14 protein-coding genes are annotated in these 15,744 nt (G+C 55.0%); 6 read left to right on the top strand and 8 right to left on the bottom strand.

The annotated features are described in order from the left end of the window. Positions 1 to 33 precede the first annotated feature (33 nt). Positions 34 to 561 (top strand): hypothetical protein, encoded by a 528-nt coding sequence (locus tag R5L00_RS06855; RefSeq protein ID WP_317653910.1) that lies wholly within the window; start codon positions 34 to 36, stop codon positions 559 to 561. Between the two features lie 28 nt (positions 562 to 589). On the opposite strand, the gene R5L00_RS06860 is transcribed toward R5L00_RS06855, so the two are convergent. From R5L00_RS06860 to R5L00_RS06875, 4 genes are all read right to left on the bottom strand, one after another. Further along, positions 590 to 1,141: a TlpA disulfide reductase family protein gene (locus R5L00_RS06860; RefSeq protein WP_317653911.1), complete on the bottom strand. Its 552-nt coding sequence runs from the start codon at positions 1,139 to 1,141 to the stop codon at positions 590 to 592. A gap of 182 nt (positions 1,142 to 1,323) precedes the next feature. Beyond that, entirely contained in the window at positions 1,324 to 3,273 is a 1,950-nt protein-coding gene (gene dsbD, locus R5L00_RS06865; protein ID WP_317654137.1) for a protein-disulfide reductase DsbD, read from the bottom strand. Positions 3,274 to 3,290: 17 nt separating this feature from the next. Next, positions 3,291 to 3,572 (bottom strand): divalent-cation tolerance protein CutA, encoded by a 282-nt coding sequence (cutA, locus tag R5L00_RS06870; protein ID WP_317653912.1) that lies wholly within the window; start codon positions 3,570 to 3,572, stop codon positions 3,291 to 3,293. Between the two features lie 78 nt (positions 3,573 to 3,650). Beyond that, on the bottom strand, positions 3,651 to 4,562 hold the full coding sequence (locus tag R5L00_RS06875) for an SDR family oxidoreductase (protein WP_181320618.1): 912 nt from the start codon (positions 4,560 to 4,562) through the stop codon (positions 3,651 to 3,653). A 51-nt stretch (positions 4,563 to 4,613) separates the two neighbouring features. Between R5L00_RS06875 and R5L00_RS06880 the strand changes: the two genes are divergently transcribed. Further along, positions 4,614 to 5,654, top strand: coding sequence for a CDP-6-deoxy-delta-3,4-glucoseen reductase (locus R5L00_RS06880; RefSeq protein ID WP_107694588.1), 1,041 nt, complete (start codon positions 4,614 to 4,616; stop codon positions 5,652 to 5,654). A 75-nt stretch (positions 5,655 to 5,729) separates the two neighbouring features. Here R5L00_RS06880 and R5L00_RS06885 read toward each other — a convergent pair whose 3' ends face one another. Genes R5L00_RS06885 through hemC form a run of 4 tightly spaced genes read right to left on the bottom strand, consistent with a single transcriptional unit; the run spans position 5,730 to position 9,737 of the window. Then, positions 5,730 to 6,932, bottom strand: coding sequence for a heme biosynthesis HemY N-terminal domain-containing protein (locus R5L00_RS06885; RefSeq protein WP_317653914.1), 1,203 nt, complete (start codon positions 6,930 to 6,932; stop codon positions 5,730 to 5,732). Continuing rightward, positions 6,929 to 7,978: a uroporphyrinogen-III C-methyltransferase gene (locus tag R5L00_RS06890; RefSeq protein ID WP_317653916.1), complete on the bottom strand. Its 1,050-nt coding sequence runs from the start codon at positions 7,976 to 7,978 to the stop codon at positions 6,929 to 6,931. Before R5L00_RS06890 ends, R5L00_RS06885 begins: the two co-directional genes overlap by 4 nt. Continuing rightward, on the bottom strand, positions 7,975 to 8,775 hold the full coding sequence (locus R5L00_RS06895) for a uroporphyrinogen-III synthase (RefSeq protein WP_107694591.1): 801 nt from the start codon (positions 8,773 to 8,775) through the stop codon (positions 7,975 to 7,977). Before R5L00_RS06895 ends, R5L00_RS06890 begins: the two co-directional genes overlap by 4 nt. Continuing rightward, positions 8,772 to 9,737, bottom strand: a complete 966-nt coding sequence (hemC, locus tag R5L00_RS06900; protein ID WP_107694592.1) for a hydroxymethylbilane synthase — start codon at positions 9,735 to 9,737, stop codon at positions 8,772 to 8,774. The genes R5L00_RS06895 and hemC overlap by 4 nt, the downstream gene beginning before the upstream one ends. Before the next feature lie 117 nt (positions 9,738 to 9,854). On the opposite strand from hemC, the gene ppc reads away from it, so the two are divergent. From ppc to ybeY, 4 genes are all read left to right on the top strand, one after another. Continuing rightward, on the top strand, positions 9,855 to 12,668 hold the full coding sequence (gene ppc / locus R5L00_RS06905; RefSeq protein ID WP_107694593.1) for a phosphoenolpyruvate carboxylase: 2,814 nt from the start codon (positions 9,855 to 9,857) through the stop codon (positions 12,666 to 12,668). A gap of 52 nt (positions 12,669 to 12,720) precedes the next feature. Beyond that, the gene (miaB, locus tag R5L00_RS06910) at positions 12,721 to 14,076 is read left to right on the top strand and encodes a tRNA (N6-isopentenyl adenosine(37)-C2)-methylthiotransferase MiaB (protein WP_107694594.1); all 1,356 of its coding nucleotides are present in this window, start codon (positions 12,721 to 12,723) and stop codon (positions 14,074 to 14,076) included. 169 nt (positions 14,077 to 14,245) lie between these two features. Beyond that, a complete protein-coding gene (locus R5L00_RS06915) occupies positions 14,246 to 15,223 on the top strand; it encodes a PhoH family protein (protein ID WP_181320619.1) in 978 nt (325 codons plus the stop codon). Continuing rightward, positions 15,207 to 15,710, top strand: a complete 504-nt coding sequence (gene ybeY, locus R5L00_RS06920) for an rRNA maturation RNase YbeY (protein ID WP_107694596.1) — start codon at positions 15,207 to 15,209, stop codon at positions 15,708 to 15,710. The genes R5L00_RS06915 and ybeY overlap by 17 nt, the downstream gene beginning before the upstream one ends. The last annotated feature ends 34 nt before the right edge of the window (positions 15,711 to 15,744 follow it).

Here is a 15,744-nt window from a genome sequence, read left to right on the forward strand (position 1 = left end):
GATAGGGAAAGATAAACACTTCCTGATAATTCCGTGGCGACCTCACCCGTTTTGATTTCAAATTCCTGTTCATTCCCGGCCTTAATTATCCGGTCGTTATCGCTCGCGATATCCCTGGCTGCTTCTGCTCCAAGTCTCGCCGCCACAGACGATTATAATCAATGCATCGATAGATCAGCCAAAAGAAAGAGCGGACAGGATACTACTACTGCAACTGAAGCAGGTTGCGCGAAACGGTTGGAAAACGTGGGGTCGAACGAACTCGACCTGCCGTCCGAAGCGCTAAACAAACTTGTCGTTAATGCTGGTTTTGGTTGGGGAATATTCAGCGGAACCGTTTACAACGGCAACAAGGACTACGTGCTGACAGGTGTTACCGTCCTTCTCACTCCGCCAGCAAACAATAAATCTGATCAAACCCCGGCGAGCGGCACGGAATACGATATCGCTTTAGCTTTGGAACCCTTGGCGAAAGGCTCCCTTTCCATGCCTGTTCCTTCCGACAATACCCTTGAATATGCGTGGAAGATCACGAAGGCACGAGGTTACAAAGCGCGATAATACCAACCGCGAAGTATCGAAGACGGCTCTACAATAGAGGTTTTAACATGCCCTCGAGCTTGCTTCGGCTCAGACGCCCTAATTTTGACCCGGCTATGTTTCCGCTGCGATCGATAATAACCGTGAACGGCAGCGCTCCCTGGCGATTCCCCGCCGCATCGGCCAGTGCCATGACGCTCAGGTCTCCAACCAGCACCGGGTAATTTATACCAATCTGCTTGCTGAAAGCCGCTGCCCTTTCTTTTTGATCCACCGCAATGCCGACAAAGACCACTCCCTGCTCACCGAATTTCTTCTGAAGCTCAATGAACTCAGGAATTTCCTCCCGGCAGGGCTCGCACCAGCTTGCCCAGAAATTCACCACCATAACCTTGCCACGCCATTGGGAAATCGGCTGCAGCCTATCGGCAAGGTCAGGCAGGGTCGCGGCAAATATCGTCTCCGCCCCTTTTCGCGCCGTATCCGGCAACACTTCGAATTTGGCGCTACTGCTCGTCAACTGACTACGCAGCAGAACCCCCGCGGTCAATGCAATCATTGCAATACCGGTGTATAACAATACTTGTTGTAATTTTGTCATTAGCCAACCCCGGTAAAATTCTGGTGAAGCTCCGATTTTGGCGCTGCGTCGCCATTGCAAGGACACTCCAGAGAGTGTACTAAATTCTCAGTGAATTGAATTATCTCTAGATGAGATCGAGACCCAAGGAATAAGTCCTCGCATGCCTATCTGTGCCCTTCGATGGCTTCCGCCCGGAAAGCCTAGATCAGCACCGCGTTGAGGATCGACAAAAAACTGTCCTTATCCTGGTAGCCGATAAGCCTCACGCCGGGAATTTCGCGCCCCTGCCGGTCGAGAAACAAAATGCCTGGCGGCCCGAACAGCCTGAAGCGCTTGAGCAAAGCGGTATCATCCGGCGTGCCGGCGGTAACATCGACCTGCAGTAACACCACGTCCTTGAGGCGCGACTGCACTTTGGCATCGGTAAAAGTGAAACGCTCCATTTCCTTGCACGAGATGCACCAGTCGGCGGAAAAATCCAGCATGACATACTTGTCTTTGGATTGGACAATATGCTGTTCAAGTTCAGCTATCGATTTCACCTTTTGAAATGGTAAATGACGGGTTTTCTCCATCCCGGTTTGGCTTGTTCCGTTCACACCCGCGCCACCAACGCCTATCTTCGAAAGCGGTTGCAAGACATCGCGGCTGCCAGAGAAAACACCTATCAGCAGAGCAATTCCAGTCAGCAGTGCAATCATGCCCAGACCCTTTAGGAGTTTTTGCACTCCTGAGGCGCCGGGTTGCAGCGGGTCAACCGCGCGCAAATAAATGGCTGAGACGATCAACAGCGCAGACCATAGCAGCATATGCGCCACCGCAGGGATTACCGGCGATATCAGCCATATGGCGACACCGAGCAGTAAAACGCCGAAAAAGTTTTTGACCGATTCCATCCAGGGGCCCACCCTGGGTAAAAGCGCGCCCGCGGATGCGCCCAGCAACAACAACGGAACGCCCATCCCCAGCGCCATGACAAACAACGCGGACCCGCCCAGGACGACGTCGCCGGTCTGGCTGATATAAAGCAGCGCCCCGGCCAGCGGCGCGGCCACGCAAGGGCCGACGATCAGGGCCGACAACGCGCCCATGCCGAATACGCCAGTCAGGTGACCACCCTTCAATTGCCCCGCCTCCTCAGAAACCTTGCTCTGCATGAAGCCGGGCAATTGCAGTTCATAAAAACCAAACATGGAGAAGGCGAGCACGATAAAAACCAGAGCAAATGTGCCCAATACCCAGGCATTTTGTAAAGTTGCGGAGAGCATCGCGCCGGAAAGGCCAGCCGCGACGCCGGCGCAGGCATAGGTGATCGCCATGCCAAGGACGTAGGCTAGCGAGAGAACAAAACCCCGCCTCTTGGTAATGTGTTCTCCCTTCTTTGCAATAATGCCCGATAGAATCGGAAACATCGGAAATATGCATGGGGTAAAGGCGAGCAACAGCCCGATGCCAAAGAAACCGGTCAAAATCAGCCAGAAATTACCGCTATCGAACATTCGCTCTATCTTGGCGGATTCTGTCTCAATAGCGGGGGATCGCGACGATTGGAAGAGTTCCGACGCGGCGTCAGGCTTGGGGGCCGTAAAGGCAGGCGCCGCCACCGCGTTGTTGCTGATGGCACTGGCAGCCAACCCTGCCGCGGCTTTAGCCACGGGCAGGGTCAACTCAATTACCTTGCTGATAGGTGCGTAGCAGACGCCTATTGGTTCGTTGCACCCTTGATAAGTGGCAACGAGAGTAAGTTTGTCTGTCGACGACCCGTCGCGTTTCAAGGATACAACTGCCTCGAATGGCTGGTGAAACACTTCGACCTGACCAAAGGTAAGATCGCTTTTCACCGTACCCGAGGGGAGCGATATTTTCTCGATGGAGGTCTCGGTGTCCTTCGGCTTGAATGCAACCTTATCTTTGTAGAGATAATAATTTTTTGCCGGCTCGAATTGCGCGACTAGCGTATTCTCGTCTCGGACCCTGACCGTCAGCTTGAAAGCCTGGTCGGGAGGCAGCAATTCCTCCTCATCGCTTTTATCGAAGCCCGTGCCGAGTTGCTTTAAACCTGAAAGAAAACCGAATGGCTTCCCCTCCTCGGCGAAAACGTTGATATTGGAAAAACAGAGCAATAGCAGCAAAAAGCGGCTCAAGCGCATCGAGAAACAGGTCCTGTTCATTTTTGGTCCGCGGCTGACGTTTCTTCGGCAATCCACTTCAAATAGGCAGGTAAACCACTGCTGATTGGGACAGCAATGATCTCGGGTAGTTCGTATGGATGGACGGTCTTGATCAGCTGCTCTAACCGCGCATAATGTTGGGCAAGCGTTTTGATAAGCACTGGCACTTCACTGACACTTTCATTTCTCCCCTCCCAGCGGTATACAGAGGTACAGTCAGCCAGGACATTTACGCAGGCGGCCAGGCGTTCATCCACCAGTTTGCTCGCAAGAGCCATGGCTGCGGCTCTATCGGGTAGATTTGTAAAAATGAGTATGGGTTCCATCGAGCGTATTGTAGTCGCGGAAATGGAATTTTATCTGCTTTCGCTGGCAATTGCCGTGCCGGATGCGAAACAGTCGCGCACGGTGGGATAGCGGAGGTCTACGTGCAACTCATGCTTCAAACGCGTATTTGTCAGCCGCCGCGACTCCCGCATAAACGACAGCATGCCTGGCGATATCTGCTCCTCGGCCTGGGCGCGCGGGATGCGGGGGGGCCGTGGCAATCCGAACCGGTCGGCTATCAAATCAAAATACTCGCCCATTTTCAAGTGCGAGTCGTCACTCGCATGGTAGACCCTGCCCGGTCTGGCGAGACGCAACGCGGCGAGCACGATACGTGCAAGATCGTCGGCGTGTATGTGATTGGTAAAGCTGTCCTCTTCCGGCAATAGCGCCGGTATCCCCGCACGCAAGCGCGCCAGCGGCAGGCGGTCCCCAGCATAAATCCCCGGCACGCGGAGAATCGAAACACTCGCGCCGGTGCGCAACCCCCAGCTCCTAAGCTGTCTTTCTGCATCAACCCGGCGCAGTGCGCGTCCGGTCTGAGGGTTGAGCACGTGCGTCTCATCCACCAGCCTTCCCTCGCAATCACCATAGACACCGCTGGTACTGATGTACACAAGTCGTTGTGGTAACATTGCTGCCTTTATCTTCCGGCGTCTTTTTCTTGTAAGCGCTGCGAGGAGATTCGCAGTCCGCGTGTCGTGCTCCCCCAGGTTGGGAGGCGGCGCCAAATGCAGCACTGCATGAGCCAAGCCGGAAATTTTGCTCAGGCTACCGGGTATATCCAGATCGCCAAACACGGGAGTGATACCCCGCAACCGCAAGGAAGCGCGGTTCTCCGGACGCCGGTACAGACCCAGCAACCGGTAATGTGCCCGTAGCAGGGGCGCTGCGCGGAACGCCACGTCGCCGCACCCCACTATCAAGAGTGTCTGTTTCATAAAATATTCAGTTTACCGCCACCTATTTATTTATTGATGCATTCGTAAGCCATGCCCTATCAGATCACCATTCAGCCGAGTGGACATGTTTTCTTCGCCGAAGCCGGTGAAACCATACTGCAAGCCGCGCTTCGCGAAGGTTTTCCCCTTCCTTATGGCTGCCGGAACGGTGCGTGTGGAACGTGCAAGGGCAAAATCATACAGGGAACGGTCGATTTCGGCAGCTACAACGAAAGTGCGCTGTCGGAAGTCGAGAAAAAGGCCGGGATGGCGTTATTTTGCCGCGCCGTGCCGCTGGCGGAACTGGTAATCGAATGCCGTGAAATCGGAGCAATAAAGGATATCAAAGTAAAAACGCTACCATGCCGCGTGCACAAACTGGAGCGGGTGGCACCCGACGTAATGATTATTTCCCTAAAGCTTCCCACCAACGAACGCTTACAGTTTCTCGCAGGACAATACATCGATATCCTCATGAAAAACGGCAAGCGCCGAAGTTTTTCGCTGGCTAACGCCCCTCATGATGACGAGTTGCTGCAACTGCATGTGCGCAACTACCGCGGCGGGACATTCGCCGAGCATGTCTTCACCCAAATGAAGGAAAGGGATATCCTGCGCTTTGAAGGACCTTTCGGCACGTTTTTTCTACGTGAAGATTCGGACAAGCCAATAATATTCGTTGCCAGCGGGACCGGGTTCGCTCCCGTCAAGAGCATACTTGAGCATGTATTTCACGTACGCAATTCGAGCGCCAATGAACGACAGATGGTGCTTTACTGGGGCAACCGGACCACGGCGGATCTTTACCTCGCAGATCTCGCGGGCAGCTGGCAACAGCAACACGACAACTTCACGTTTATTCCGGTGTTATCCGAGGCATTACCATCAGATAGCTGGAACGGAAGAACCGGGCTGGTGCATCAGGCGGTAATGGAGGACTTTGACGACCTCGCGGGTTATCAGATATACGCTTGTGGTGCGCCCGGTATGGTTGAAGCCGCGCATCGGGATTTCACCCAGTTGCGCGGACTCCCGGAAGAAGAGTTTTTTTCCGATGCGTTTACTGCTTCTTCCAGCGAACCGAAAGCCTGAAAGAACGTTGACGTGCCCTGCCAGCGCGAGAACCGACTGGTGCACCTTATTAGCTTATTTGGGCAGGGCGGGGCGCTAATCCAATTCCAGACGCCTCAATGCAAGCTCCAGCCCTTTGTCATAGTGGTCCTTCGCCGGCTCCGGCCGCCCGACTTTTTCGTATAACCGCGCCAATGCCAGATGGGCCGTATAGCTCGGCTCCACCGAGAGGCTCGCCTCCAGATAGTTCTGCGCTTTGCCCCATAACTCGCAATGGGTGCAAAGTTTGCCGAGCGCGAGGAGGAGCGCCGCGTCGTTAGGATGAGACTTAAGCCACGCCTCGGCGCGTTCGATTTGCCGGATAGCATCGTTCTCAACACATTCGCCATAAAGCTCGGCTAATTCCGAATCCCAACGATCATCAAGGCTCTGCTCGATTATCTGATGAGCTGCCCCACAATCGCTGAGCGTCGCATACGCGTGTGCGGCAGCGGCAGCCAGCTTGCTGTCCTTTTTATCAAGCGGGGAAATATTTTGCCAATATTCCTTTAGCGCCTGAGGGTCTTGCGTTCTGCTTTTAAAACCCTCCAAATGTGCATGACGTCGCCACTGCCTGATCAGGTTCATGTCGAGCGCATTTCGGCGCTCTAGCTGACGCAGCAGATCCAGTACCGCAACCCAGTCCCTCGAAAGTTGCCGCGCTTTAAGTTCGAGGCGCAATGCAGCCGTATGCTGTCGAGTTCCTGTCGTCCGCAATGCGTCTAAAAGTTTCAGAGCCTCGTCTGGCCGGTGTTCATCCAGCAACAACTCGGCATGAGTCATGAGCCGCAGCGTTACTTCGTCTGGTGCACTCGATTCCGCCTTGTCAATGAACTCGTCCCGCTGTGAATACCTTCTCAGTTCGTGCGCGGAGCGCGCCGCAATCGTAGCGTTGATCGCAGCCATTTCGGGAGGCTGTTCCATTTCCAGCGCCGCGGCGCATGCGCGCTCGGCCTTGGCATAGCGGCCTTCAAAGAATGCCCTGAGGCCATCCATCATCGCTGCATGAGCCTTCTCTCGGCGCTGCCGGGCGCGGAAATCGCTCACCTCGGCTGGCAGCCGGCTGGTAACGACAACCAGTCGCACTGCAAAATAAGCAACGAAAAGCAAGGCGAGGAGCACCGCCACCAGCAAATTAAGTGATAGCTCGATACGGTAAGGGGGGGAAACTACCAGCACATACCCACTGTTATATCTGGCTCCGAGCGTGACCGCTACCGCAAAGAAAAACAATGCGAGAAGCCAGACCGCTACTTTCACCTGTTTCCCCGGTCACGTGCTAAACGATAGTTCCGCACCGCATCCAGGCTGGCTGAAATACGAGGTAATTCGATGCCAACCTCGCTTGCACGCAACTGTTGCAGCGCTTCGAGCATATTGACGACGGGCAGGGATTTGTTATCGTAGTATCGGCCTATCCAATCTTGCGACGCATCGAGATCGGCCTTGAAACTTGCGCCATCTCGCGCCAGCAGAGCGAGCCGTGCCGATAACAGGCGCAACTTGAGATTCTCGCTCAGGAAATATGCCTGTGATGGCGAGAGCAGGGGGATATCCGGCTTATCCATGTGTTGAATACGCACCAGCCGTTTCATTTCGTCCCAGGTTTCACGCGCGAATCTGAGCCATATACTCTCCGATGCTGGTGTCTGATGTTGAGAAGCACCGGGTTCCGGGGGGCGCAGTTCCATTGCCAGCGGCAAAGCATCAACCGCAGCGGCAAGATTGTCGAGACGCAGGCTGATCCCCACCGTATCCAGATACGGCGCGGATTTCAGAACGTCCATGTCTTTGGATAGAATCTTGCGTAAGGGGGATAACTGAGGGCGGTCTATACGCTGCAGGCGGGCATCGGCCTCCTGCATCGCGATCAGTGCAGCCTTTACATTACTCGCCAACTGCAGCTGTTGATTCGCAATGAGCAGCAATTGCTCGACTTCCTCCAGCGTGGCCTCGTCGCGCGTTCGCGTAAGCTCCTGGTACAGCGCCTCCAGAGCCAGTTGCTGGCTTTGCGATTCAGCCAGCTTGGCTTCTAGCAGGCTGAGCTTCGTATCCAGCCTTCGTCCTGCCTCTGTTCCCTCAGTCGCAAGATGACGTGTTTCCTTACCTAGAGCATCTGCATCGGCCAGCCGTTTTGCGAGCTCATGTTGCAAGTCCCCGATCTGGTTGCGAGTGTCGTACCACTGCCAAGCCATGACAGCGATAATAATAAATGCAAAAATCCAGAGAGGGTTGAAACGCCTGGGCGGGTTATGCGCCAGGTCCTGTGGTTCATTATTATCCGCAGGTTGAAGTTCCGCACTCATTGTCTGGATGAAACACTGTTTTCAGCGCTAGCTCGCGACCGAAAATAATTTGACATGCCCTCAAGCAGACCATCATCGCCGGAGGGCGTAAGAATCACATGGGTAAATCCCAGTGTGCCGGCAGTTTCGGCTATTCGTTCGTGGGAGACAAACAGGGGCGCCTTCTTAAGCCATGCCTGTTCCGCGTCTCCCACCATTTCGCACAGGTTGCGCAGTCCCTCACTGCTGGTTATGGTAATCGCATCCAAGCCTCCGCTTGCTGCCATTCTCAGCGGCGTAATGTCGACCTCCGGCTTGACTCGGCGGTAGCACTCCACATATTCGACCGTGGCGCCGCGTTTCCACAGCGTGTCCCCAAGCAGCTCACGGCCGCCATCCCCGCGAAATATCACCACACGCTTATCCGCGACCTCCCTCAATTCCGCCACGTCGAGCAAGGATTCGCTATCGAAACGTTTAGCGGGTGCAATGACATTATCGAGGCCGAAATGGGCCAGCGCTCTCGAAGTGCCCTGACCAACGGCCGCAACTTTCAATCCGGGGGGCAATGGCCGCATTGCGCTTATTCGGGTCATCGCCTTGTTAACCGCGTTTGGACTGATGAAAATTGCGAGATCGAATTCATCCAGACGCCGGATCAACTCCAGCAACAGCCCCGGATTGGCCGTATCCCGAATTTCCAATACCGGAAATAAAACCGGATGACCGCCTGCCAGGCGTATTTTTTCGGCAAGCTGCCCCGCCTGGTGCGCCGGGCGCGTGACCAGGATATTGGCCCCCGCCAGCGTTTTAGTCACGGATGACTCACAGGCTCCATTGCTCTGGAACCCAAGGCTGCCAGTATTTCCTCAGCGCCCCGCAGCTTAAGATTCCTTGCCAGTTGTGCGCCCATTTCCGTACCTGTTTGGGGGTCGCCGCTCAATTCATCACTTATGATACGCATTCCATCCTGGCTCGCCACGAATCCGCGCAGCCGAAGTACGCCCGCACTGATTTCCGCAAAACCTCCCAGCGGAACCTGGCAGCTGCCGCCGAGCGCCCGGCTCATGGCCCGTTCGGCCTCCACACACTGTGCGGTTTCTGGATGATGAAGCGGCTCCATGAGCTTGAGCAGATCGGTTCTATCTGAGCGGCATTCGATACCGAGGGCGCCCTGTCCTACTGCCGGCAAACTCAGTTCAGCGCTTAATAATGCCGCAATTCGATCGCCCAGCCCCAGCCGCTTCAAGCCCGCGGCTGCCAGGATAATAGCCGAAAACTGCCCCTCGTCCAGCTTCCGCAAACGCGTTTGTACGTTGCCGCGGAGCGGCCGGACTTGCAAATGCGGGAAGCGGGCACGCAACTGACTTTCGCGTCGCAGGCTGGAGGTTCCCACAACGCTACCCGGCGGGAGCTCATCAAGACCGGTGTATTGATTGGACACCAGCGCATCACGGGGGTCTTCACGTTCCGCGATAGCCGCGAGAGAGAATCCCGAGGGCATATCCATCGGAACATCCTTCATTGAGTGAACGGCAATGTCCGCACTCCCGTTCTCCAGCGCTTGTTCCAGCTCTTTGATGAACAGTCCCTTGCCGCCGATTTTAGACAGCGATACATCAAGAATCTGGTCTCCGCGTGTCGTCATGCCAAATATGCTGAATTCGGTTTGCGGGTATAATTTCGACAGGCGGTCGCAAACGTAATTCGCCTGCCACAACGCGAGAGCGCTCTCTCGCGTAGCAATAACGACTTTTGTGGGTATCGATGAATTGGGCATTATTACGATGAGAAAATTAATGAATTATTTCCAACAGTTCATTTTAGCATGGCAGGCGGCTAGCCGGACTGCGCGAACGACACCTCAAAGTATGCCCCTCCCGAACGAGGTTGCGTTATGACACTCGTCGCTTCCCAAAGCGAAAACTGCGACAAGAATCCGGCGGTCGATAAAGACACCCTGGTGAAAGATGACCCTTTGCGCGAAGATATCCGGCTGCTGGGTCGAATGCTGGGTGATACCCTGCGTGAGCAGGAAGGTGAACCCACGTTTGAGCTCATTGAGAACATTCGTCAGACAGCGATCCGATTTCGTCGCGAGCAGGACCTGAAAGCACGGCATGAGCTTGACATGATACTTAACCAGCTCAGCAACAAGGCCACTGAAGCCGTAGTGCGCGCTTTCAGTCATTTCTCGCAACTTTCCAACATTGCCGAAGATCTGCATCACAATCGCCGGCGTCGCATGCATCTTCGAGCGGGATCGCCACCGCAGGCGGGTAGCGTAGGACTCGCGCTGGATCGAGTATTCGCTAGCGGTACAGACGGCGAAGCATTGAAAAAATTTCTCGCCAAAGCCCTGGTTTCACCGGTTTTAACCGCTCATCCAACTGAAGTTCAGCGCAGAAGCATACTGGATTGCCAGCTCAGCATTGCCCATTTGTTGAATGAGCGTGACCGCGTGCAGCTTACGCCGGATGAATTACGCAACAATGAGGAGGGGCTGCGCGCGGCCATTCAGATATTGTGGCAGACCAGAATGCTGCGTTCAGAGCGCCTTTCCGTGTTTGATGAGATCAAGAACGGCCTCGCCTACTATCATTATACTTTTCTGACTGAGGTACCGCGACTCTATGCGGAAATTGAAGACCTGCTTGAACGCCGGATGGGATCCGACGCCCCGCACATCCCGCCATTTCTAAGAATCGGAAGCTGGATCGGCGCCGACCGCGACGGTAATCCCTTCGTAACTGATGAGGTTATGCTGCACGCAGCCGAGCGCCAATCGGCGCTGGTGCTGGACTTTTATATGGGCGAGGTCCATCGGATTGGCCGCCGACTGAGCCTCACGGAGCGCCTCGTCGACGTGGACGACGAATTGGCCACGTTGGCGGAGGCGTCTCCCGATCGGGCACCCAGCCGTGCCGATGAGCCGTACCGGCGCGCACTGATCGGAATTTACGCTCGGCTCGCCGCAACCAGCCAGGGACTGGGTCATGTGATCAGGCAACGCCGTCCCGTCGGGTCTGCCACGCCCTATGCCGACAGCATGGAATTCGCGCACGAAATGGATGTCGTCATCCGTTCGCTGAAGCAGCACAAGGCGGCATTACTGGCTCGCGGCGACCTGCGTCACCTGCGGCGTGCCGCGGAGGTGTTCGGCTTTCACCTCGCATCGCTCGATATGCGCCAGCACAGCAATATTCACGAGCAGGTCGTGGCCGAGTTGTTCGATTACGGCGCGCATCGCAAAGGTTATTCCCATCTGCCCGAGGCAGAACGCGTACAATGGCTATTGGCCGAGATCAGCAGTCCGCGCCCCCTCCGTTCGCCTTATCTGGAATATTCCGAACTTGTCCAAAGCGAGCTGAGCCTTCTTCAAACCGCAGCGGATATCCACCGGCGTTTCGGTGGAGACGCGTTGCCAAACTACATCATATCCAAGACCGATGGCGTCTCCGACCTGCTGGAGGTTGCGTTACTACTGAAGGAAGTCGGTCTCCTGCAGGTGGGGGAGAAACCGAATCTGCGCCTCAACATCATTCCCCTCTTCGAAACAATCGCCGACTTGCGTGGCTGCGGCAAGGTTATGGACGAACTGTTCTCGCTGCCGTGTTATCGCAAGCTACTGGATTCGCGGCAGAATGTTCAGGAAGTGATGTTGGGGTACTCCGATAGCAACAAGGATGGAGGCTTCCTTGCGGCCAACTGGGAACTCTACAAAGCGGAAACTGAACTTACGAAGGTATTCGCCAGGCACAAGGTGGAATTGCGCCTGTTCCACGGTCGGGGAGGTTCCGTTGGACGCGGTGGAGGACCCAGCTATCAGGCCATCCTGGCTCAGCCTCCCGGGAGTGTTAACGGCCAGATACGAATCACCGAACAGGGCGAAGTAATTGGCAGTAAATATGCAGACCCCGAAATCGGGCGACGCAACCTCGAAACCCTGGTGGCGGCGACGGTCGAGGCCACGCTGCTGAGCCATGATACGCTGGGTGAGCGTGCCGCTGCTTATTACGAGATTATGGAGGCGCTGGCACAAGATGCGCTCGCCGCGTATCGCAATCTGGTGTACGAAACGCCAGGGTTTAACCGCTATTTTCAGGAAACAACCCCCATAAGGGAAATTTCAGGGCTGAATATCGGTAGCAGACCGCCATCGCGCAAGAAGTCGGATTTGATCGAAGACTTGCGGGCCATTCCCTGGGTGTTCAGCTGGAGCGTCAACCGCTCCATGATCCCCGGCTGGTATGGCTTCGGCACCGCTGTGGAAACGTTTGTGCAACACGAAGATGGAGGCGAAAAGGGCCTGGCGCTCCTGCAGGAAATGCACAGGGACTGGCCGTTCTTGCAAACGCTATTGTCCAACATGGACATGGTGCTGGCTAAAACCGATATGGGTATCGCGTCGCGCTATGCTGAGCTGGTGGCTGACATCGGTTTGCGAGAGGAAATTTTCGGACGCATCCAGATGGAATGGGACCGTAGCGTAAAATGGCTATTCGCCGTCACGGGACGAACGGAATTTTTACAGGACAATCCGACGCTGGCCCGGAGCATCCGTAACCGTACGCCGTATATCGATCCACTCAACCATTTGCAAGTAGAACTGTTACGGCGTTATCGTTCCGGTGATGCCACTGATGCGGTAAAGCGGGCTATCCAACTGACCATAAATGGCGTAGCCGCCGGACTTCGAAATAGCGGATAAGTTGTTCGGCAAGATGTTCACGACAAGCAACAGCACAATTTAAGACAGGACCGTGGCAAAAAAACTTTACATAAAAACCTTTGGCTGCCAGATGAACGAGTACGACTCGGAAAAGATGGCGGACGTGCTTTACGCCACGCAGGGCATGGAAAAGACCGACGATCCGGCCGATGCCGATGTAATTCTGTTCAATACCTGCTCAGTGCGCGAAAAGGCACAGGAAAAGGTGTTTCACGATCTCGGCCGCGTCAGGTATCTTAAGAGCCTCAACCCAGACCTGCTCATAGGCGTGGGCGGTTGTGTCGCCAGTCAGGAAGGGGCGGAGATCGTGAAGCGCGCGCCATATGTAGATGTAGTATTTGGTCCGCAAACTCTGCATCGGCTGCCTGAACTCATTTCAGCACGGCGCGCTACGGGCCGTTCTCAGGTTGACATTTCTTTTCCTGAAATTGAAAAATTTGACCAACTGCCTCCCGCGCGCACCGACGGCGCGACCGCATTCGTATCGATTATGGAAGGGTGCAGCAAATATTGCAGCTTTTGCGTGGTGCCTTATACGCGCGGAGAGGAAATTTCACGTCCGCTCGGTGACGTGTTAGCGGAAATCGCCGGATTGGCAAACCAGGGGGTCCAGGAAGTTACGCTGCTCGGACAGAACGTCAACGCCTATCGTGGAGTCGCTGATGACGGGGACGACGAAATCGCTGATTTAGCGTTGTTGCTTGAATACGTTCACGAGATTCCCGGCATCGAACGCATTCGCTATACAACTTCCCATCCCCGGGAATTCACCGGGCGGTTGATCGACGCGTACTCAAAGTTACCCAAACTGGTCAGTCATGTGCACCTGCCGGTTCAGTCAGGCTCGGATCGAATACTGGCGGCGATGAAGCGTGGCTACACCGCGCTGGAGTACAAATCCATTATCCGCCGCCTGCGCGCTGCTCGACCCGACATTTCTCTTACCTCCGATTTCATCATTGGTTTTCCTGGGGAAACAGCTGCCGATTTCGAGGCCACCTTGAAGCTGGTTGAGGATGTCGGGTTTGACGATTCCTTCAGCTTTATTTACAGCCGGCGTCCTGGAACACCTGCCGCCGATTTGCCTGATAGCACGCCACAAGAAATAAAACTTGAACGGCTACGACGACTGCAGGAAAAAATCATGCAACAGGCGCAGGCTATCAGTCAAAGCATGGTTGGCACGACACAACGCATTCTGATCGAGGGTGTTTCTAAAAAGAACCGCGATGAACTGTGCGGGCGCACGGATAACAATCGCACGGTGAACTTCCCTGGCGATCTGGAAGACGCACGCGATTTCATCAGCGTTAAGATTACTGCGGCTTTAACGCACTCGTTGCGAGGGGAAATCGTAAAGAACAAGGAGGGGGACAATATTGGATAGTGCATTGAAAGGCCTTGCGGTTGGGTCACGGTTGACCCACTATCGTGGATAAATCGTCCGGGGAAGCACCCGGGAGGAGTCGCCAGAAGTTCATTTCTTGCAAAGTAGGTGCGTCGCTGCCAGAATTAGCTACCTCACAACGAATTTACCGCGACGCTTCCCCGCGCCTTTGAAACCAAAGCCTGTAGAAATTTCGTTTTCCCCAGCCGATAATCAGCGCCTTGCCAATCTCTGCGGGGCGCTGGATGAAAACCTAAGGCAAATTGAGACCGTGCTTGACGTCACCATCGCCCGGCGCGGGGAACGTTTCAGTTTGCGTGGCAAGTCCAGCCAAACTGCGCTAGCGGCGGAGGTATTGCAGAATTTCTATAGCCGGGCACAGCACCATATAAGCATCGAGCAGGTTCAGTTGGGCTTGATCGAGGCGATGAACCCTCGTCATACCAAAAAACATCCCGCTGACGACGACGCAAAGGAGATAACGGAACCGGCCTTGCTGACGCGCCGCAACGATTTGCGCGGCCGAACACCACGCCAGGTCGAGTATCTCCAACAAATTCAGACCCACGACATCACGTTTTCCATTGGCCCCGCAGGAACGGGCAAAACATATCTAGCGGTAGCAAGCGCGGTGGACGCGCTGGAACGCGACATCGTCGCGCGAATTGTGCTCGTGCGTCCGGCGGTCGAAGCCGGCGAGCGGTTGGGTTTTCTTCCCGGTGATCTGGTGCAGAAGGTGGATCCTTATCTGCGCCCTCTATATGACGCGCTGTATGATTTGATGGGTTTTGATAAAACCAGTAAGCAATTTGAGCGCAGCGCGATCGAAGTAGCGCCGCTCGCATTCATGCGCGGACGCACGCTGAACCAATCGTTTATCATTCTCGACGAAGCACAGAACACGACACCCGAACAGATGAAAATGTTTCTGACTCGTATCGGCTTCGGGTCAAAGGCTGTGGTAACCGGCGACATTACTCAGATTGACCTGGCAAAACATCAGAAAAGCGGGCTCGTCGAGGCCAAGCAGGTTTTGGAAAAAGTGCGCGGTATCGCCTTTACGCATTTTGACGCAGAGGACGTCGTGCGACATCCTCTCGTCCAGCGAATCGTCAATGCTTACCAACAGTATGAGAAACAGCGGTAGCGTTGCCGAGTCCGCAGGAGTTGCTGCCAGGACGCCGAGGCTGAAACTGGCGGTACAGTATGCGACAGAGGTCCAGCAAGTGCCGCCCCGTTCCGAGTTTCGCAAGTGGGTCAAAGCCGCGCTGAAGCAGGATGCGGAAATTGTGCTGCGTATCGTTGATGCAGACGAAGGCCGCGATCTCAATCTCAATTTTCGCAAAAGGGATTATGCCGCCAATGTGCTGACGTTCGTGTATGACAACGTTGAGCGCAATTCCCAATCTCTGGCTGGAGACATCGTACTGTGCGCGCCGGTAATAGAAAATGAAGCCGGCGAGCAGCACAAAGCTCTGACAGCGCATTACGCGCATCTGACGGTGCATGGTGTACTGCACCTTCAGGGCTACGATCACCAGACTGACGCTGATGCAGCTGCAATGGAGCGGCTGGAGACACAAATCGTCGAAAAGTTGGGATATAAAGATCCTTACAGAGGAACCTCTAACTAAGTATGTTGCCGGAACCCACCGATTTCTTCACATG

Origin of the sequence: Nitrosospira sp. Is2, assembly GCF_033095785.1 — a bacterium.
Taxonomy (GTDB): domain Bacteria; phylum Pseudomonadota; class Gammaproteobacteria; order Burkholderiales; family Nitrosomonadaceae; genus Nitrosospira.

What these genes read in the sequence shown, in the direction of transcription:
- R5L00_RS06860 (WP_317653911.1), bottom strand. Translation starts at nt 1,141, where the DNA reads ATGACAAAATTACAACAAGTATTGTTATACACCGGTATTGCAATGATT.
- dsbD (WP_317654137.1), bottom strand. Translation starts at nt 3,273, where the DNA reads ATGCGCTTGAGCCGCTTTTTGCTGCTATTGCTCTGTTTTTCCAATATC.
- cutA (WP_317653912.1), bottom strand. Translation starts at nt 3,572, where the DNA reads ATGGCTCTTGCGAGCAAACTGGTGGATGAACGCCTGGCCGCCTGCGTA.
- R5L00_RS06875 (WP_181320618.1), bottom strand. Translation starts at nt 4,562, where the DNA reads ATGAAACAGACACTCTTGATAGTGGGGTGCGGCGACGTGGCGTTCCGC.
- R5L00_RS06880 (WP_107694588.1), top strand. Translation starts at nt 4,614, where the DNA reads ATGCCCTATCAGATCACCATTCAGCCGAGTGGACATGTTTTCTTCGCC.
- R5L00_RS06890 (WP_317653916.1), bottom strand. Translation starts at nt 7,978, where the DNA reads ATGAGTGCGGAACTTCAACCTGCGGATAATAATGAACCACAGGACCTG.
- hemC (WP_107694592.1), bottom strand. Translation starts at nt 9,737, where the DNA reads ATGCCCAATTCATCGATACCCACAAAAGTCGTTATTGCTACGCGAGAG.
- ppc (WP_107694593.1), top strand. Translation starts at nt 9,855, where the DNA reads ATGACACTCGTCGCTTCCCAAAGCGAAAACTGCGACAAGAATCCGGCG.
- ybeY (WP_107694596.1), top strand. Translation starts at nt 15,207, where the DNA reads ATGAGAAACAGCGGTAGCGTTGCCGAGTCCGCAGGAGTTGCTGCCAGG.